This is a genomic window from Neobacillus vireti (assembly GCF_001026695.1).
GTDB classification, from domain to species: domain Bacteria; phylum Bacillota; class Bacilli; order Bacillales; family Cytobacillaceae; genus Neobacillus; species Neobacillus vireti.
Genome location: NZ_LDNB01000017.1, coordinates 32,244 through 49,729, shown reverse-complemented (window position 1 = coordinate 49,729; position 17,486 = coordinate 32,244). Strand labels below are relative to the sequence as shown.

The window sequence follows — 17,486 nt, the reverse complement described above, 5'->3', positions numbered from 1 at the left end:
AAAAGTTGAGGCATCTCGCCTCCTCTTTCATTCCAAATTTAAGATACGAAAAAAGATCGCCTTCTGGCGATCTTTTTTTCTAACCTAATTCTTGTCCGGTAACGATAATATAACCAATTAAAAATATATTCAATGCCACAATCACAACGGTACAAACCCATGCTAATATTTTTACTGGTAATTTATTGGCGAATTCACCCATTTTCTTTTTATCACTTGTAAATAACACTAAAGGGATAACGGCAAATGGAAGTGCCAGGCTTAATACAACTTGACTCCACAACAATAGTTCACCAGTTCCTTTTGATCCTGCCACCCATGTCACAATAAAGGCAGGAACAACTGCTAATAATCGGGTAATCAAACGGCGAAGCCATGGTGAAATTCGTAATTGAATAAATCCTTCCATGACAATTTGCCCGCTTATCGTTCCAGTTATCGTCGCATTTTGCCCCGAAGCAAGTAAGGCAACTGCAAATAATGTACTAGCAATCCCTACACCTAATGTTGGACTTAATAATTCATAGGCTGCTTCAATTTCTGATACATTTAAATTTGTTCCATAAAAGGCAGCTGCTCCAAGTATTAGAATAGCTGAATTAATGAAAAAAGCACCGGTTAAAGAAAATGTGGAATCAATTAACGAAAATTTAATTGCCTCTCTTTTTCCTTCGATTGTTCTTTTGTATTGTCTTGATTGAACAATGGAGGAATGCAAATATAAATTATGCGGCATGACCGTTGCCCCTAAAATCCCGAGAGAGATAAAGAGCATGCTTGGGTTTGTAACAATTTCCATTTTCGGAACAAATCCACCAAACAAAGCCGAAATTTCCGGTTTAGAGACAATCACCTCAAAGGCAAATACAACAAAAATAGTTACCATTAACACGATGACAATAGATTCAATTATGCGAAAGCTCTTCTTTTGTAAGTAAAGCAGGAGCAATACATCCAAGGTAGTAATTGCGATCCCTAATAATAAAGGAATGCCGAACAATAAATTTAGGGCAATCGCAGAACCGATGACCTCAGCTAAGTCGGTTGCGATTATGGCAAGTTCTGTTAGTATCCAAAGGAAAAAACCAGTTTTCTTCCCCGTTGCATCTCGTGTTGCCTGTGCCAAGTCCCTTCCTGTTACAATCCCAAGTTTTGCTGACAATGCCTGCAAAAGCATTGCAATTAAATTAGAAAGAAGAATGACAATCAACAGAGTGTAACCAAAACGTGCCCCACCTGCAATCGATGTCGCCCAGTTTCCTGGATCAACATAGCCAACGGCAACCAGGGAACCTGGCCCGGCAAACGCCAAAAGCTTCCGCCAAAAACCACCTTTAGTTGGAACACTCACGGTGCTATGGACCTCTTCTAAACTTTTATTTGAGCTCTTCTTTAGCCAACCCTGCTCTTCCACCGCAGGTTTTGTTTGCGTTTGAGTACTCATCAAACATTCCCCCTTTAAAAATTGCATTAAACTAAATCAGTTTCCTTAATGCAACTTTTTAAGAAATCTCGTTTACTCATTTATATATATGCAAGTATAGTAACATGGTTTCTTGTACTTGTAAATATTTTTTGCCTGAATGCAACTTTTTGTTTTATGGAAAAGATTACAGCAAAAAAGTGCAGGGCACCGTCCAAATATCGACGGTGCCCTGCACCCCTATTTTTCTTTCCTATTATAATAAAACCATTTCTTCTGGTAAGGTGACCGTTGTCAAAATCTTATGCTCAGTCATTCTCATAAACGTATAGGAAGACCTGTTAATGAGTGAATGATCTACAAAGGCTGGATGACACATAATCTCAACGGTCGTCCCATCTCTAATCCGTGTTGATAACGTTGAAAAATAATCCTCAGTAACTCCTTCTCCGTAAAAATCGAACAGCGACAAGTCAGCGTAGGGTTCAACCCCATCTATCGCAATCCAACCATTTCTGCGTACCGGAAGCCGATATTTTTTAGCTAGTTTCTTGACCACGGGCTCCAGTTCCTTCAGCGTATGGACATGGTGATGGCTGTCGAAATGAGTAGGGGTAAGACCAGAAGCGATAAATCGTTCGATTTGAGCAGTCCATTCTTTTTCTACCTCAGCCAAGGAAAGGTCACTGCCATTGTTAAAAGCAGCCAACGATTTAAAATAGCCATTTTCACTAATCAATGTCGGCACATCCGTTGCAATCGGTTTCCCGCTCGTTAGAACTAGATGAACGCCTACCCTTAGTCCTGAGGTTTTTTTGGCCAATTGAATCGCATGGTCCGTTCCCGCCATATTCATCATCATTGTCGTTGAATTGACCACTCCATACAAATAGCTATCGATGATTCCGTGGTTTACACCTCTGCTTAACCCAAAATCATCTGCATTTATTATTAATTTAATCATATTTAATCATCCTTATCGGATTGCCTTCACCATGTTCAGGGGTCCTGCCATTTGATCAGTTATTGGATTCTGCGGTAAAGTTCAACCATTTCCACAGCCAAATCCCTAACCATCATCGCATTCATTAAATGATCTTGCGCATGCACCATTAGCAAGGAAATTTCCGTTTTTTCGCCCCTTATCTCCCCTTGAATCAAAGAGGTTTGAATATGATGTGCCTCATTCAAGGCATCAGCGGACTCCTTTAATTTATCCTTTGATCCTTCAAAGTCACCTTTCCTTGCTGCCTGAATTGCCTCCATCGCTGCACTTCTTCCGTTCCCGCCATGAAGGATTATTTGAAAAATTACTGTTTCTAAGTTTTCCACCTGTTTCTACCCCCTTCTAAAACTTAATGAAACTGTGGAAGGTATCGTTTATGTGCCTCCAGCATTTCGTCTAAAATAACCTTCGCAATTCGGTCACTTGGGACCAGCGGATTAATGGTCATCGCTAGTAAGGCCGTGCCATAATCACCGCTGATGGCAGCATTAATAGCGGCCCGTTCAAATGATTTTATTTGCTGGACAAGACCGTTCACTTGCATTGGCAACTCGCCCACTGCGATTGGCTTTGGTCCAACACTAGTAATAATGCAGCTGACTTCAACCGCAGAATCCGAAGGAAGGTTTGAAATCGCACCGTTGTTCCGTGTGTTTACAGTCTGGATATCTCGTTTATCCGTATATATGGAGTGAATCAGCCTAACGGCGGCTTCGCTATAATAAGCGCCGCCCCGCTTCTCTAACTGCGGCGGCTTTATGGCTAGCTCAGGATTCTTATATAACTCAAACAACTCAGCCTCCAGTTTTTTGACCACCTCTGCACGAGTGCCGCCTTCCTGATAATTTTTCAGTTCCTCTGCCAGCATTTCTCCTGATTTATAATAATAATTGTGATAAGGGCATGGGAGAACATTTAATGCCTTTAAAAACTCGGGCTCCCATCCCATCGCATGGATGTTTTGCATCGTTATACTCTTTTCAGGGTCCGTTAATAACGTCATCACTTGCTCCTTCACAGATATCCCATCGACAAAAACATCCAATCCGTACACCATGTGGTTTAAGCCGGCAAAATCAATCCGAACTCTGTTTGGATCAACGCCTAAGAGCGCGGCGACCCCCATTTCCATTCCAATCGGCACATTGCATAATCCAACGACTTTTTCAATATTACTAAAACGAAGCACTGCCTCCGTCACCATACCAGCTGGATTCGTAAAGTTTATCAACCAGGCATTTGGACAAAGCTCCTCCATCTCCCGGCATATATCAAGGATGACAGGGATGGTTCTCAGCGCTTTAAATAAGCCGCCTGGCCCGTTGGTCTCCTGCCCGATAACACCGTGCTTCAAGGGAATCCTTTCATCTTTCCCCCTCGCTTCAAGCATACCGACCCGGAATTGCGTAGTGACAAAATCTGCAGATTTTAACGCCTCTTTTCGATCTAAAGTTAAATGGATTTCAATTGGAACACCGGCCTTTTTCACCATCCTTTTTGCCAAGTTACCGACAATTTCAAGTTTTTCCTTCCCGTCTACCACGTCCACAAGCCATATTTCTTGAACTGGCAGTTCATTATAATAATGAATAAATCCTTCAATTAGTTCAGGGGTGTAGCTTGAGCCCCCGCCAATCGTAGCAATTTTCAAACCTGTTTTCATTCCATCACACCTCTGGTTGTATCATCATTTATCGGGCTTTATTCTTGGAGCAATAAGTATGACCCTGGGTTCTTTTCAGTGGAATTCTGAATGTCCCAGGGCTTTTGGTTAAAATCATTTGAAAAGGACTATGCTAATGGCTTCTTTTCTGCTTTCCTTGCATCTATTCTTCCGGTTACAAAAACAAACGGCAGGTAAATGACGATTGAAATAACTAAATTCACTGCCGCTAAAATGGCACCTGATACGTGGCCGCCTGTTGCCAGTAATCCACCGACAATCGCCGGCGTTACCCAAGGAATATCCGCGACAACTGGGTGAACCAAGCCTAGACTAATAGATGAATAGGCTACAATTGTCATAATAATTGGACTGAGGATAAAGGGAATAAACCAGATTGGATTCAAGACAATTGGCAGTCCGAACAAAATCGGTTCGTTAATTTGAAAAATTCCCGGCGGTGTCCCCAAGGCGAGTAATTGCTTATAGCGTTTTCGCCCTGCGATAAACATCGCAATAATTAACCCTAATGTGGCACCTGAACCGCCCAAATAGACGAATGCATCTAGGAATGATCCGGATAGAACGTGATACTTGCTTAAATTATCGACGCCTTGTGCATACATATTGATATTATCTTGACCCAGCTTCGTCATTAAAGGTGTTGTAATGCCTCCAAGAATATTTGGACCGTGAAGTCCTAGAATCCAGAAGCAGTGTACTAAGAATACGATTAGAATCGCAAAAGCAAGCGTGTCTACGGCACCGGTGAGCGGTGAAACGAGTACCTTATTTAACCAGTCGTTTAGATAGGCGCCATCACTGATAAATTTTCGTAACAATAAACCGAACAAACCAACCGTAAATATGGTCACCATCCCCGGTAAGAGCTTCGCAAAAGAACGGGAAACTGCCGGTGGAACTCCATCAGGCAATTTAATAATAAGGAATTTGACCTTTGCCAGCCGAACGAATATTTCCGTAGCTACGAGGGCGACGATAATTCCAGTGAAAAGTGCAGTAGAATTGAAATAATTCCAGCTAATAAACCCCCAAGCACCCCCGGTTACTGCTTCTCCACCCTCAGGAGTAAGAGAGACATTCGCAACTTGTGGAATAAGGACAAAAAAAGAAGCAGCAGAAACAAGCATCGCCTCGAATCCATCATCACCGTAAGACCTTGCCAGTCGATTAGCAATCCCGAAAACGGCAAAGATGGTCATAAAGGCAAGTGTTCCCCACCAAATATCTGAGCCAAGTGTTTTCCATGTTTCACCAAAGATAGAGATCATAAACTTTTCGTAATATTTTCCAACACCTGGTACTGCGCCTAAGTTGGTTACTAATACGGATAAAGAACCAATCATCGTAATCGCAATCATTCCGACCAAGGCATCACGAATGGCGAGAAGATGCCTATTGCTGCCAAGCTTATTTGCGAACGGCATAATAAATTTATCAACAAAATTCATCCTGTCCCTCACTCCCCTTTAAGTAGATTTAGAGCTTGCTTCAAAACTTCCTCACCATTGCATAGGCCATAATGTCTTGGGTTAATGGAGTCTACAGGAATCCCTTTCTCCTCTCCAGTTTTCTTTAGCTGTGTAAGTAAATAGCGAACCTGTGGCCCGAGAAGCAGTACATCCGCATGATTGATTTGTTCATTTATTTCCGTTGAACCTACTGCCCAAATTTTACAGTCAATTCCTTGCGACTTCGCACAAGCTTCCATCTTTGAAACTAAAAGACTAGTAGACATTCCGGCGGAGCAGCATAATAAGATATTCATCTTCAACCCCCTATTGATATGAAAGCGATTTCAAAAGAAAATAATAAGAGCAGCAACAAATGTGGCCAATGAAACGAATGTCTTTTTACCAAAAAGCCTTGGTTGGTCCTCCTCCCAAAAATACTTTGAGCATACTGCATTATCATTGTATTAATGATTCGGAATATTTATAATACAATTTATCAATTTGTTACTACAAATTTTATTGATTGTACATTTTAGACATTTTATTTAGTTTTTTTGATTAACTATAGTAAAGAGGGAGGGATAAAAAATTGCCAGTAGAAACAAAAGATGGAAGTGCACTTCACCTTAAGGTAAAGGATGCAATCATTCAATTAATTAATGATGGAGAATATAAGCCGGAAGCGCAGCTGCCGACTGAAGCAGAATTTTGCGATAAATATGGTGTCAGCAGGACAACCGTCCGCACTGCCTTACAACAATTAACAATGGAAGGATATATTTATCGTAAAAGAGGAAGCGGAACCTTTGTTGCAGCGCACAAAGTAAAACAAATCCTAACTACCACTGTAGAACATTTTTCGAAGCAAATTACAATGCAAGGAAAAAACCGCTAATTAAAGTACTGCAACTCGAAGTAATTCCCGCAGATGAATATCTAAGTGAGCAGCTCAAAATTGCGGAGGGCGAGCCCGTCAATATGCTAGAAAGAGTCCGTTTTGTTGATGAAGAACCTCTCCAATATGAAATTGCCTATTTGCCGTGGTATAAAACTCCTGCGTTAAATAGAGAAGCTTGTGAGAAATCGTTATATAACCTTTTAGATACTCAATATGGCTTAAAAATTAACAAAACAATCGAAAGTCTTGAATTGTTTATCGCCGATGAGGACTCAGCCGAAAAACTGCAAATCAAAATTGGCAATCCATGCTTTGCACTCGATACACTTGCCTACCTTTCAGATGGAACCATCATAGAATATTCAAAAACAATCTATCGCGGTGATTTGGCCCATTTTGTCATTGAGCGGAACTACTAATTGATTAATTGAGCCGAAAAACGAGTCTCCTGAGCAAGAAGACTCGTCTTTCGGCCATATGTTTACCCCTCCGCCTTTAATTCCTCTAATAGGCTAAACAGCTCTTCCAAATGCTGAATTTCATAAGCGGGTATTACTTCATTTCGCTCTTTCTGACCTCTGTTAACCCAAACCGATTTGATTCCGGCACGATTTGCACCGAGAATATCTGTCATTAAGTTGTCCCCGACCATGATAACCTCATTATTCTCCAAGTTCATAAGTGACAAGGCATATTGGAAAATAGCTGGATCTGGCTTCCCTTTGCCAAAATCACCCGAAATGACAATTTGATCAAAGTATGGGACAAGCTCAGGTGACAGGTCTAGTTTCGTTTTTTGCAAGTCCGGTGATCCATTGGTTAACAAGAGAAGTTGATAATTTTCCTTTAGCAAGTCCAACGTTCTAAAGGTTTCTTCATACACATACGGCAAGTTTCTCCGTTCATTTGGAAACCGTTCCGCTAATTCGGATCCCAATTCGGGATCATCCACGCCTAATACCTTTAGTCCTCTAGTCCAAGCTTGTTTTCGATAACCGGGAACAATTTCTTTCATTTTTTTAAACTCATCGTAATCGTCGAAGAAATCACCCCACAATCCTTCAAACGGATTTATCCCAATCAGTTGCGAAAAAGCGTAAGTTTCATAGGAAGAGTATAAGTTTCTAGCTGCTTCGCGTACTGTTTCTTCAAGTTGAACAGGGTTTGCCCCACAGCGGTCTTCAGCAAATTTGCAGGTCGCCGCAAACGCTTCCTTGACACTTTTTTGATCCCAAAGGAGTGTATCATCTAAATCGAAAAAAATCGCTTTTATCATTATGAACCCCCTCATTTATCATCTTTTTTTAATAGTTTAACATTTTTTGATACGGTTTTATTTTTTTTACTTAAAAACAAGGCGTTTTCCAGTTTATTTATGATCAATGATTTGGTCGGTTGTCTTCAATTTTAGGTTTGTGCCCTTCCCATTTTAAATTTTTTACATATTTTATAAATAAATAATGGCAAGGGAGGTTTTGTGGAATGTCTGATGGTGCAGGTGGAGGTTTTGCTTTAATTGTTGTCTTGTTTATCCTGCTAGTAATTGTAGGTGCTTCCTTTATGGGCGGAGGCTTCGGCGGGTACGGCGGCTACTATTAATAAAATAAAACCATAAAAGGAGAGATTACTATGTTCGGTGGATATGGCTTTGGTGGTTGTGGTGGATATGGATACGGCGGAGGCTATGGTTTCGGCGGCGCCGGCGCATTTGCCTTAATCGTTGTCCTGTTTATCCTTTTGATCATCGTTGGAGCAGCTTGCTTCTATTAATTTCTGTTTTAAAAAAACAGGGAATTTCCACTATCTGGAAGTTCCCTGTTTTCACTTATGGTCTTTTGGCAATCATTTCAATTTCAACATCTGCGCCAAGCGGCAGAGCTAAAACTGCAACACATGTCCTCGCGGGAAATGGTTTGGAAAAATACGTTTGATAAACCTCATTCATGGCAGAAAAATGATTCATATCCGTTAAATAAACATTTACCTTTACAACATCATCCGGAGTCAAATTTGCCACCGCTAACACCTCGATTAAGTTGATAAAGCACTGTTTCGTTTGGTCCCCAATACCGCCTTTCACTAGTTCCCCCGTAGATGAGTCCAATGGTGTTTGACCTGATAAATAAACCAATTTCCCAGCATCGACCGCATGAGAATATGGTCCCACTGAAACGGCCCCTTCTGCACTATAAGCCTTTCTCGCCACTATAATCCCCCATTTTTAAAAGTATTGTTATTGATAGGATAATAGCACAATTATTGATGGCTCTTCAATCATGGCAGCTTAATTATTCCAAAATTCCTACTTTATTAAATCCGTTTGCAGCAGCTGCAGCTTCTGAACTGCCATCCCCATAAAGGTCAACAGCTGATTGAATAATGGCTTTCCGAGCGTCACTAAAATCAGATGTTGGTGTTAAATAAACAGTCAGTGCACGGTAGTAGATTTTCCCTAATTTTTCACGTCCAATATCCTGTGCTGTGGTATAGGCAGCATGATTGATGATGGAAGAATTAATATGAACACCGCCATTATCTAAATTTCGTGGAAGGTCATAGAACTCATTCATATGGGCTGGATATTTACCTTTTCCATTCCCATATGGTACATACGCTGCGCCTACTGGGTACTTACTTGGGTCACTTAAACTTCGTAAAGATTCACGGCCATCCGCTTTCGCACCTGGGCCCATAATATCCTCGCCAATTTCCCAATTGGCATCATCAATTAATGCGCCGAAGATGTCAGAAAACGCTTCATTTAGTGCTCCAGGCTCGAACCGATATTGTAAATTTGCTGTATTTGTCGTCACACCATGAGTCATTTCATGTGCCGCAACATCAAGTCCGGCGGAAAGAGATATCATGTATGAGCCGTCCCCGTCACCATAGGTCATTTGCTGGCCATCCCAAAAAGCGTTATTATAGTTCGTTCCATAGTGAACGTAAGAATTGATTGCCATGCCTTTATCATCCAGTGAGTTTCGGCCGTGTTCATCAAGGTAGTAGTGATATACTGTTTCTGAATTATAATGAGCATCAACAGCAGCCCTGTCGTAATCTTTCTTAAATGAAGCGCTATTACTAGTAAATAAAGATCCTGTCGGAGCATCATAGGTAAAAATTCCATCTAAGTTTTTATGGGCATAATCTGCTAATTGAAAAACGGTACCTGATTTAGGACTTTTACTTTGAGAGATATGTAATAGACGATGTGCCCCAAGTACACCCGTCCTGTACCAGTTTGTGTTTTAATTTCATCAGCGTCCATTATCGCATTGTATTTATCAATCACTTTACCTGAATGGGCATCGACAAAAACAAACCAGTTGCCAGGTTCTTCACCATGGAAATTTACATTCACTTTATAAGCTAAACTACTTTCTCCCTCAAATGGATAGACGACAAGTTCTGTTGTCGGTTTGTATTGTAATTGAGTTGGAGCGTCTACGGATGATTTTGCCGCGGCCAAGGCTTCTTCACTATTTACTTCAGGTTTAGTATTGAGGTCTAGTTCGTCTACTTCGGCGTTAAGGGAACCATTGACAGCAACTATCTCATTCTTTTCGTTGTAGTGGACGAGTACCTCAGCACCTTCTACCGGTATTCCATTTTTCGTTTGGTTAAAACGGACATGCGTCATTCCAAGATCATCTTTATCCGTTTTTTTAACTTTTAGATCCGCTTTGGGATTCTTGATTTTTACCTTACTCTTTTTTTCTTCTAAAAAGTTTAGGGCATCACTAGCATTACTAGAGTTTCGTTTTTCTAGCTGTTTCTCGCGAACAAAAATGGGGACATTCACCTTTTCATTCCACTTATTTGTTAGCCAAATAGATGTAATTTCCTCAGGTTGTTTCGCTAGGACATTACTAAATGGAAGGCTTCCAGCAAGAAGCGCAGTAGATAAAACAACTGGTACAATTAGTTTCTTCTTCAAATTATTACCCCCTATGGTTTATTAACATTTAGTATATTTTTTATTATTCCTAATTGCATGATTAGTCGGAATTATCTAAATAATCTTGTTTGCTAGGACTTAATTTCTATGAAATTTTTTCTTCCTATGAAAAATGAAGGATAGATAGAGGTTTTTTTAGTAGTTTCGATTCTCGAAATAAATAAATTGAACAATTGGCGGCACAATTTAAGCGGAAAAAGGTAAAGGACTATTTCAGGAGAGGGACAGACCAAATGACTAGTTTTGTCTAGCATTCCCCTAGTTCAAATCTATCAAATAAAAAAACTAGCCACTTGAAGAAGCTAGTTTTAATGGTTTCCTGTTCTCTGTGTAAAAATGGACAGTGCTTTCTGATAATCCTGTGGCGTATCTATATCAAAAATAACACCAACATCATTGGTATCTATGAATTCACGATTCTTCAATTGCCCTATAAGATGTTTTGCACCCATATCCCCGTGGAGGTCGCTCCAGTTTAGCCCCTGAAAATGGCCGATAAACACGGGATGTCCCTTTTGTTTCTCGTACTGCGGCTGAATGGCAAACGGCTCGCACACACCATTTAAAAGAGTAACTCCGGCTTCAAAAACTTGTTTGATTGTCTTCAACTGGATTAGCGGCAAGTCGACAAGCATCAACAACACAGCTTCATGGTTATCTGCTGCGTAATTCAAACCAAATTTCAGGGAAGAACTTAATCCTTCTTGATAAGTCTGGCAATTGAGCAATCTAACTCGTGGATCCCCAATCGAAACCTTATTGAGAATCGTTTCAGCCTCGTTGCCAAGGATAACGATAATTTCTGAAAATGGAAGCATTGCCAGCTGCTTGATTTGATATTCCAGTAAAGTTTGTTCTTTCCATTGGAGCAGTGGTTTAGGAAACTTCATTCTTGATGAATTTCCTGCAGCTAAAATCATCGCACCGGTCCTTTTCATTTATGCCCCATTAATAGGGACTCGAGATTTTTGGTGAATAAAATATTTCTCCCTTAAAAATCCACCTTGATGACGATTACGAAAAGCGATGATTTCTGACATGATACTTAAGCCAATCTCTTCCGATGTGTCAGCGCCAATATCAAGGCCAATCGGGCTAAATAATTTTTTCATCTCCTCTTTTGAAAAAACAATTCCTTGGTTATGCAAATGTGCGATAATTTTTTCGCGTCTCGTTCTTGGTCCTAACATCCCAACATAGGAGGCAGCTGAATGTAATGCAAAGGTTAACGCATCTGAATCCCGTTCAAACTGATGGTTCATGATTACAATATAGCTGCGAGAATTAATGACCGATATATTTTCGTATTGCTCCGTTCCTGCTATCAACATATCAGCAAGAGGAAAACGATCTTTTGTGTTAAAGGCCGGTCTTGGGTCAATCACGGTTGTTTGAAAACCAAGCATAGCACTTAAATTAGCAAGCGGAATGGCATCATCACCTGCCCCAAAGATTATAAGCTGCGGGGCTGGGAAGTGAACATCAAAGAAAACGAAAACCTCTTCTCCCTTTTTCGCTTTTAGACAGATACTTTCGGAGGCGGCTGCTTGTTGACTTAATTTCTGGTGAGCAATCGACACTGCCCTTTCTTGTAAAACCTCATCCGTCCAATCGCCGAAAACATCTGAGTTGGTTACGAGGAGCAATGGGCCGTAAGTTTCTTTCGTTTGAAGAACTTTACAGACTACCATTGCCTCAGAGTTCACGCAAGCCTCAGCTAAATGTTTCCATACAGCAGAAAAACCAATCGGCTCAATAAGTATTTCAACCGTTCCGGGGCAGCCCAATCCAAGCCCCCAGACGAGCTCTTCATTTAACTTATATTTCTTTATCAGCGGTTTTCCTGTGACCTCGACTTGATCTGCTATCGCCACGATATCCGACTCAAGGCAGCCTCCGGAAATCATCCCGTGGCAGGCTCCATTCGCTCCGACAATCATTTTTGCACCTTCCCGTTTATAAGCAGATCCTTGGACCGAAACAACTGAAGCCAAAACCCCCTTTTGATTGCATTTTATCATAGTTGATAAACGTTCAGTTATATTCTGGTTAGAAAGCATTCTCTACCACTTCCTTGTTATAAGCCTTTTCTTAAAATCTCTATTCAAACTGCCTCAAAATCATTCTTATCAAGTAGAAATTAGGCTATTTTGTGACACCGAAACGATGGACTTTGTAAAGATAATCATTGGCTGGTTTTCATATATCCTTTTTTTTTGGCATATTGTTTTATGATGGGAAAGGAGACTAATACGTATGGCCAGTGTTGAAACAAGTAAGAAAATTGAGAGTATCGCTCATCCAAAGGTACGAAATATTGTAAGAGTATGTGTGGAAAAAGGATGCGTGTTTAAAGCGCATCCAAGCAACCCAAATTTAGTTCATTTATTTGACCCGGTCCAAAGAAAAAAAATTATCGGGGATATTAACCTGTTAAGTGAGCGGGGATATTTCACCTTAGAAGTTGAAAATGGACGGTTCAAGCCTTTTAGAAATGAAATTTTAGGATTGGATATAAACCATTCAGATTTTGAAGAACATGTCCTTAAACGCTTGAAACGATAGTCCTGTTTACGCCTCCCATAACGGATAAAAGTAAACGATGTCATCGGCTTAATTTTCTAGCGGTCCATAGACGAGAAAGGGTCAGTCTTTTCGGCACAACTGTGCAAAAGACTGACCCTTTCTAATTTTTTCTGAATCTACCTAGCCAAAAAAAGGCAAGGTAACAATAACCATCAAAACGAACAAGATAGTAATATAATTGACTGAATAAATAAAAACCACTCGTGCCCATCCTTGATCATCTTTCGTGAAAAACCCGTAAATACTTAGAGCAAACCAGCCAATATTTAGAACGGTGGCAATCACGATAAAGGTGGTACCAAGTGAGGTTAAATAAAATGGCAGCGGCAGTAAACAGGCAACATAGACAAAAATTTGCCTTTTCGTCATGGCAAAGCCGTGAACTACGGGAAGCATCGCTACCCCTGCGGCTTTATATTCGTGATATTTCCGCATCGCTATAGCAAATGTATGGGGCATTTGAAAAACAAACAAAATTAGAAATAGGATAATCGGGACGATATGAAAACCAGATTCAATTGCCGTCCAGCCAATAAGAGGCGATACGGCACCTGACACACTGCCAATCACGGTATTAAGTGTATATCTGCGTTTTGACCACATTGTGTACAGAATCACATAAGTAAACCAGCCCACGAATGCCCAAATAGCAGCTTCAATCGTTGTAAATAGCAGCAGGATAAACCCAAGAACTGATAAGGCTAATCCCAGTGTTAATACGGTCTTTAAAGAAATAGTCCCTGTAACGGTTGGGCGGTTTTTCGTTCGGTCCATCACCGTATCAATATCAACATCATACCAGTTATTAATAACCAGTGCCCCAGCCATAACCAGTGTACTTCCAATCATCGTTAGCAAAAAAACGTCCCAATTTGCACTAAATGCAGTACCCGAAAAATAGAGCGCTAACCAGTAGCCTGTAAAAACTGGAAGCACATTAGCAAGTAAAACATTGGCTTTAAAAAGTGCTTTTAAATCAGATAAAAGAGTTGACGTATTTTGCCTATTCGCTAATAAAACTGTCCCATCCTTCTGTGAGGAAGGTAACCAATCTTTTTTCAATTATAATCCTCTCCTGAATCTAGGTTCTAAATGATTCCTATTGATAATGTTTTTCACCCTTCATATTTTAACATAATTATATAACGAACCGTATAGAAAACCTCAAAAAGAGCACCTCTGAGTTGGAACGGGTCCCTGTGTATGCTGTATGGACAAACTTTTTTCCATTAATAAGCAATTTCCCTATACAAAAAAAAATCGCCGACGTAGATTAATAGGAGAGGAGGAGGTGCGAAGGCAATAATGGTTATTATGTGTTCGGCCTTCCTTTTCAAGAAAAACAGAGGTGAAAAAATGAGAAACTTTTCTTCAGATGATATTCAAAGGGCTGCGGAAGAAGTTAAAAGATCTGGGCATGGCAAATTCATGTTTAGGGATCCTGGTTTAAAGCATAAATCACATCATAAAAAACATAGCAGAAAAAAAACGCCACCCCCACCCCACCGGAAAACTTCACGGCGGAAGACTTCTAGAAATCGGCAAACTTCCATTATCATTACTACTAGACGGAACACTACCAGAAACCAGCAAACTTCAATCATGGTGACTTCTAGACGGGTTACATCCAGACAGCGTCCGACTTCAGTCATGGTGACTTCTAGGCGGATTACTTCCAGACGACAGCTGGTTTCCTTCAGGGTGACTTCTAGACGTATTACCTCCAGACAGCAGCCGGTTTCCCTCAGGGTGACTTCTAGACGTGTTACTTCCAGACAGCAGCCGACTTCCGCCAGCGTCACTTCTGGACCAAATACCACCAGAAATCGCCAAACATCAGTCGTTGTGACTTCTAGACGTAATACCTCTCGGAGAAATACATCCAGACGAAACACTTCTAGACGCAATACTTCCCGGAGAAATACATCTAGACGGAACACTTCTAGACGCAATACTTCCCGGAGAAATACATCTAGACGGAACACTTCCAGACGCAATACTTCCCGGAGAAATACATCCAGACGGAACACTTCCAGACGCAATACTTCCCGGAGAAATACATCCAGACGGAATACCTCACGGAGACCATCAAGATGTTGCAATCGTCCAGGCAGGAGCAATGTTGAACAAGGAAATTGGGGCTGGAGCACAACACCAAATGATAATTTCGAAATGGAAGAATATTATAGAAGTCGTAACATGTGGCTACCAAAAAGGAGCTAAGTCTATCCTAACAACGTTAGAATAATAGTAAAAAAGATGCCAATCGGCATCTTTTTACTATTATTCTACGATATACTCGCAGCCCCCTACTTTTTAAGGCTCGCATATTGTAAGATTCCATCGGCAACGTTGCTTAGAAGATTCGTTAGATACGTTGGGTCTGAAAGGTTTCTGTCTTCCACAGGATTGCTCATAAAACCCATTTCAATCAATGTGCTTGGCACCTGAGACCAGTTAAAACCTGACAAGTCACTTCGATACGAAATTCCATTCACCTTAACAGAGGTATTTTTTTTCGTTTCAGCTAAAATCAACTCTGAAGCTTTTAAACTGTCCTCGTAAATCGCTTTGGTGTACGGGTCGTTATGAGCGGGAGTCAACACAGATAGTCCGCTAACATTTTTATCGGTTGATCCATCCGCATGAATCCTAATGAACAAATCCGCTTTATGTTGATTGGCGAATTCCGCCCTTTCCTTGTTGCTCAAATTGACATCGTGGGTTGTCCGTGTATAAATGACTTTTACCCCTTGCTTCGCCAATAGATCCCCTAAAATAACCGAGGCTTCCAACGCTAATTGATACTCTGGCTTCCCAGTTGCAACACCGGATGTACCGCCTGTAACCTTCATCTTCATCTCCACTGCCCCTGGTCCTACAGGCTCTTTTCCTAAATTTGCATGCCTTTGATGACCGGGATCGATGACAACCAAAAAGTCCCTTTGAATCTCCTTTTTTTCTTCAGAAGAAGCCTTTTCCGACGTCACTGATTCCTCTTTTAATGATTCATCGCCGTTATTTACTGCGGCTGCTTCTTCCGGGTCTTTTTTCGAATATTCGTTTGCCGTTTCTTTCTTTTCGTCCTGCGATTTTTGAGCCGTACTCTCTTTCGCTGCCAACTCGGATTTTTCATTTTTACTATTGGCAGCCTTTTCTTTTGCCGCAGCAGGATTGAAAAAATAATAGAGAGGGATCATCGCTAATAAAATGATAAGGGCAATTCCTATCTTGACTGCTCTTGCGTTCACTTTAGGTACTCCTCTCGACTCTTTATCAAATCTACGTTGTATTTTTCGATCGGGCTTAATGTGTCGTTATAGGATGGGTCTGGGAAGTACCACGATTTCTGGTCGAAATAAGCACGCAGCTCCTCTTTGGTAAACACATGACCATGTCGTGCAAAGATTTCATTTCTTGCCAAGCCAAGTTCTTCAAGAGAAAGCGGCGCAATCTCACTATCTGTTAACCTGTTAACATCACTATGAGGAAAAATAAACTCATTAGTACCGGAAACTGTGGTATTTTCAGTGGAGCCAAATACCTTACTATGAATCACTAATGATAAACTTCCCTTATCGGAACCCGATAATACTGGTATCGAATAACCGCATGAACCAGAGTACGCCATTAAATCCGATTGGGAAAGAGTAATCGGATAGTTCGACACACATCCATTACCAACTTCAATGTCCCATTTTGTCTTTAATTCCCCCGATAAGTCATCAGCAATGAAGTACACTTCTTTTGCCCAATCTTTTAAAGGCGATAAGTCCCCACTATCATAGAGATCAAAAATACGAGTCAAATTTCTCGAAGGGATATTATTAGCTTCCAAAAATAAAGTACCATCCCGGTTCGAAACGTCCCACTTACCTAGCGATATATTCTCCCCAGAGGCATTGATTTTCAAATTGTTTAATTTTCTCGCATAGTTTTTAATAATCGTTTCCTCATCATTTACTGCTGCTTTTTTTTCCTTAGTGTCAGTCTTTACTGGGTCGCTTCCCCCATCTTTTGCTCCAGATGTCATATTATGAGAAACCGTTTGTGGCTTCGTTTCTTTTAATCCTGTTACAATAAAATAGGCACCAACCAATACTGCTAAACCGCCGATAATTGATAATACAGTTATTAATAGATTGCGATTCTGTTTGTTTTTAGTTTGTTTAACGTAAGTTGTTCTCTCTGTTGGGGAAAAATCCCCGGGATACTCAGTCCTTTGAACCCTTACCTTTGTCCCACAACCAGTACAAAAAACTTGTCCATCCTTTAATTCATTTCCACAATTCGTACAAAATTTCGCCACTTAAGTATGCTCTCCCTCTTACCTAATTTTTAAGAAAATTTCCTATTATATAGAATTTCGACATTCCCATCAAAAACCCTACTTCTTCCAAATAAAAAAAGAATGTCCCATCTAACGATTAAATCTATTCTAGATTACAAAAATACCAGAAATAGCAAAACTACT

At 40.6% G+C, this 17,486-nt stretch carries 21 protein-coding genes and 1 pseudogene; 6 read left to right on the top strand and 16 right to left on the bottom strand.

What is annotated here, in order from left to right; translation table 11 throughout:
* Positions 1–79: 79 nt before the first annotated feature.
* The 6 genes from AA980_RS20420 to AA980_RS20395 all read right to left on the bottom strand — a co-directional run bounded on the left by AA980_RS20420 (position 80) and on the right by AA980_RS20395 (position 5,881).
* On the bottom strand, positions 80–1,444 hold the full coding sequence (locus AA980_RS20420) for an Nramp family divalent metal transporter (protein ID WP_024028227.1): 1,365 nt from the start codon (positions 1,442–1,444) through the stop codon (positions 80–82).
* A gap of 235 nt (positions 1,445–1,679) precedes the next feature.
* The gene (gene chbG, locus AA980_RS20415) at positions 1,680–2,387 is read right to left on the bottom strand and encodes a chitin disaccharide deacetylase (protein ID WP_024028228.1); all 708 of its coding nucleotides are present in this window, start codon (positions 2,385–2,387) and stop codon (positions 1,680–1,682) included.
* 59 nt (positions 2,388–2,446) lie between these two features.
* Positions 2,447–2,755, bottom strand: coding sequence for a PTS lactose/cellobiose transporter subunit IIA (locus tag AA980_RS20410; RefSeq protein WP_024028229.1), 309 nt, complete (start codon positions 2,753–2,755; stop codon positions 2,447–2,449).
* Between the two features lie 23 nt (positions 2,756–2,778).
* The gene (locus AA980_RS20405; RefSeq protein ID WP_024028230.1) at positions 2,779–4,092 is read right to left on the bottom strand and encodes a 6-phospho-beta-glucosidase; all 1,314 of its coding nucleotides are present in this window, start codon (positions 4,090–4,092) and stop codon (positions 2,779–2,781) included.
* Between the two features lie 128 nt (positions 4,093–4,220).
* Positions 4,221–5,564 carry a PTS sugar transporter subunit IIC gene (locus AA980_RS20400; RefSeq protein WP_024028231.1) on the bottom strand — a complete coding sequence of 448 codons (1,344 nt, stop codon included), beginning with the start codon at positions 5,562–5,564 and terminating at the stop codon, positions 4,221–4,223.
* Between the two features lie 8 nt (positions 5,565–5,572).
* The gene (locus AA980_RS20395) at positions 5,573–5,881 is read right to left on the bottom strand and encodes a PTS sugar transporter subunit IIB (RefSeq protein ID WP_024028232.1); all 309 of its coding nucleotides are present in this window, start codon (positions 5,879–5,881) and stop codon (positions 5,573–5,575) included.
* Positions 5,882–6,156: 275 nt separating this feature from the next.
* Here AA980_RS20395 and AA980_RS27920 point away from each other — a divergent pair, with 275 nt between their 5' ends.
* Together AA980_RS27920 and AA980_RS27915 are read left to right on the top strand one after the other, a co-directional pair.
* The gene (locus tag AA980_RS27920) at positions 6,157–6,462 is read left to right on the top strand and encodes a GntR family transcriptional regulator (protein ID WP_235815138.1); all 306 of its coding nucleotides are present in this window, start codon (positions 6,157–6,159) and stop codon (positions 6,460–6,462) included.
* Entirely contained in the window at positions 6,462–6,884 is a 423-nt protein-coding gene (locus AA980_RS27915; protein WP_330217805.1) for a GntR family transcriptional regulator, read from the top strand. The genes AA980_RS27920 and AA980_RS27915 overlap by 1 nt, the downstream gene beginning before the upstream one ends.
* A gap of 62 nt (positions 6,885–6,946) precedes the next feature.
* Here the strand turns inward: AA980_RS27915 and AA980_RS20385 are convergent, their stop codons facing one another.
* A complete protein-coding gene (locus AA980_RS20385) occupies positions 6,947–7,741 on the bottom strand; it encodes an HAD family hydrolase (protein WP_024028233.1) in 795 nt (264 codons plus the stop codon).
* A gap of 206 nt (positions 7,742–7,947) precedes the next feature.
* Between AA980_RS20385 and AA980_RS27060 the strand changes: the two genes are divergently transcribed.
* Positions 7,948–8,064, top strand: coding sequence for a YjcZ family sporulation protein (locus AA980_RS27060; protein WP_082444854.1), 117 nt, complete (start codon positions 7,948–7,950; stop codon positions 8,062–8,064).
* A 30-nt stretch (positions 8,065–8,094) separates the two neighbouring features.
* Positions 8,095–8,235: a YjcZ family sporulation protein gene (locus AA980_RS27055; protein WP_024028234.1), complete on the top strand. Its 141-nt coding sequence runs from the start codon at positions 8,095–8,097 to the stop codon at positions 8,233–8,235.
* Positions 8,236–8,290: 55 nt separating this feature from the next.
* Here the strand turns inward: AA980_RS27055 and AA980_RS20380 are convergent, their stop codons facing one another.
* From AA980_RS20380 to AA980_RS20365, 5 genes are all read right to left on the bottom strand, one after another.
* A complete protein-coding gene (locus AA980_RS20380) occupies positions 8,291–8,671 on the bottom strand; it encodes a RidA family protein (RefSeq protein ID WP_024028235.1) in 381 nt (126 codons plus the stop codon).
* 82 nt (positions 8,672–8,753) lie between these two features.
* Positions 8,754–9,590, bottom strand: a complete 837-nt coding sequence (locus tag AA980_RS28180) for a M4 family metallopeptidase (RefSeq protein ID WP_330217804.1) — start codon at positions 9,588–9,590, stop codon at positions 8,754–8,756.
* Positions 9,591–9,619: 29 nt separating this feature from the next.
* The gene (locus AA980_RS28175) at positions 9,620–10,405 is read right to left on the bottom strand and encodes a PepSY domain-containing protein (protein ID WP_328586689.1); all 786 of its coding nucleotides are present in this window, start codon (positions 10,403–10,405) and stop codon (positions 9,620–9,622) included.
* Between the two features lie 329 nt (positions 10,406–10,734).
* Positions 10,735–11,364, bottom strand: coding sequence for a nucleotidyltransferase family protein (locus tag AA980_RS20370; protein ID WP_024028237.1), 630 nt, complete (start codon positions 11,362–11,364; stop codon positions 10,735–10,737).
* The gene (locus tag AA980_RS20365) at positions 11,365–12,447 is read right to left on the bottom strand and encodes an XdhC family protein (protein WP_268926639.1); all 1,083 of its coding nucleotides are present in this window, start codon (positions 12,445–12,447) and stop codon (positions 11,365–11,367) included.
* Positions 12,448–12,682: 235 nt separating this feature from the next.
* Between AA980_RS20365 and AA980_RS20360 the strand changes: the two genes are divergently transcribed.
* Positions 12,683–12,991: a hypothetical protein gene (locus AA980_RS20360; RefSeq protein ID WP_024028239.1), complete on the top strand. Its 309-nt coding sequence runs from the start codon at positions 12,683–12,685 to the stop codon at positions 12,989–12,991.
* A gap of 141 nt (positions 12,992–13,132) precedes the next feature.
* Here AA980_RS20360 and cyoE read toward each other — a convergent pair whose 3' ends face one another.
* On the bottom strand, positions 13,133–14,074 hold the full coding sequence (gene cyoE / locus AA980_RS20355) for a heme o synthase (protein ID WP_024028240.1): 942 nt from the start codon (positions 14,072–14,074) through the stop codon (positions 13,133–13,135).
* A 243-nt stretch (positions 14,075–14,317) separates the two neighbouring features.
* On the opposite strand from cyoE, the pseudogene AA980_RS28315 reads away from it, so the two are divergent.
* A pseudogene (locus AA980_RS28315) lies at positions 14,318–14,443 on the top strand (CotG/ExsB N-terminal domain-containing protein); the annotation flags it as partial.
* 32 nt (positions 14,444–14,475) lie between these two features.
* Here the strand turns inward: AA980_RS28315 and AA980_RS20350 are convergent.
* The 3 genes from AA980_RS20350 to AA980_RS20340 all read right to left on the bottom strand — a co-directional run bounded on the left by AA980_RS20350 (position 14,476) and on the right by AA980_RS20340 (position 17,321).
* Entirely contained in the window at positions 14,476–15,114 is a 639-nt protein-coding gene (locus AA980_RS20350) for a hypothetical protein (RefSeq protein WP_152681191.1), read from the bottom strand.
* Positions 15,115–15,321: 207 nt separating this feature from the next.
* Entirely contained in the window at positions 15,322–16,263 is a 942-nt protein-coding gene (locus AA980_RS20345; RefSeq protein WP_024028242.1) for an N-acetylmuramoyl-L-alanine amidase family protein, read from the bottom strand.
* Positions 16,260–17,321: a YARHG domain-containing protein gene (locus tag AA980_RS20340; protein WP_024028243.1), complete on the bottom strand. Its 1,062-nt coding sequence runs from the start codon at positions 17,319–17,321 to the stop codon at positions 16,260–16,262. Before AA980_RS20340 ends, AA980_RS20345 begins: the two co-directional genes overlap by 4 nt.
* Between the last annotated feature and the right edge of the window lie 165 nt (positions 17,322–17,486).

Excerpts from the sequence above, each read along its gene's own strand:
- AA980_RS20420 (WP_024028227.1), bottom strand. The coding sequence starts at position 1,444 with ATGAGTACTCAAACGCAAACAAAACCTGCGGTGGAAGAGCAGGGTTGG.
- chbG (WP_024028228.1), bottom strand. The coding sequence starts at position 2,387 with ATGATTAAATTAATAATAAATGCAGATGATTTTGGGTTAAGCAGAGGT.
- AA980_RS20405 (WP_024028230.1), bottom strand. The coding sequence starts at position 4,092 with ATGAAAACAGGTTTGAAAATTGCTACGATTGGCGGGGGCTCAAGCTAC.
- AA980_RS20400 (WP_024028231.1), bottom strand. The coding sequence starts at position 5,564 with ATGAATTTTGTTGATAAATTTATTATGCCGTTCGCAAATAAGCTTGGC.
- AA980_RS20395 (WP_024028232.1), bottom strand. The coding sequence starts at position 5,881 with ATGAATATCTTATTATGCTGCTCCGCCGGAATGTCTACTAGTCTTTTA.
- AA980_RS20385 (WP_024028233.1), bottom strand. The coding sequence starts at position 7,741 with ATGATAAAAGCGATTTTTTTCGATTTAGATGATACACTCCTTTGGGAT.
- AA980_RS27060 (WP_082444854.1), top strand. The coding sequence starts at position 7,948 with ATGTCTGATGGTGCAGGTGGAGGTTTTGCTTTAATTGTTGTCTTGTTT.
- AA980_RS27055 (WP_024028234.1), top strand. The coding sequence starts at position 8,095 with ATGTTCGGTGGATATGGCTTTGGTGGTTGTGGTGGATATGGATACGGC.
- AA980_RS20370 (WP_024028237.1), bottom strand. The coding sequence starts at position 11,364 with ATGAAAAGGACCGGTGCGATGATTTTAGCTGCAGGAAATTCATCAAGA.
- AA980_RS20365 (WP_268926639.1), bottom strand. The coding sequence starts at position 12,447 with ATGATAAAATGCAATCAAAAGGGGGTTTTGGCTTCAGTTGTTTCGGTC.
- AA980_RS20360 (WP_024028239.1), top strand. The coding sequence starts at position 12,683 with ATGGCCAGTGTTGAAACAAGTAAGAAAATTGAGAGTATCGCTCATCCA.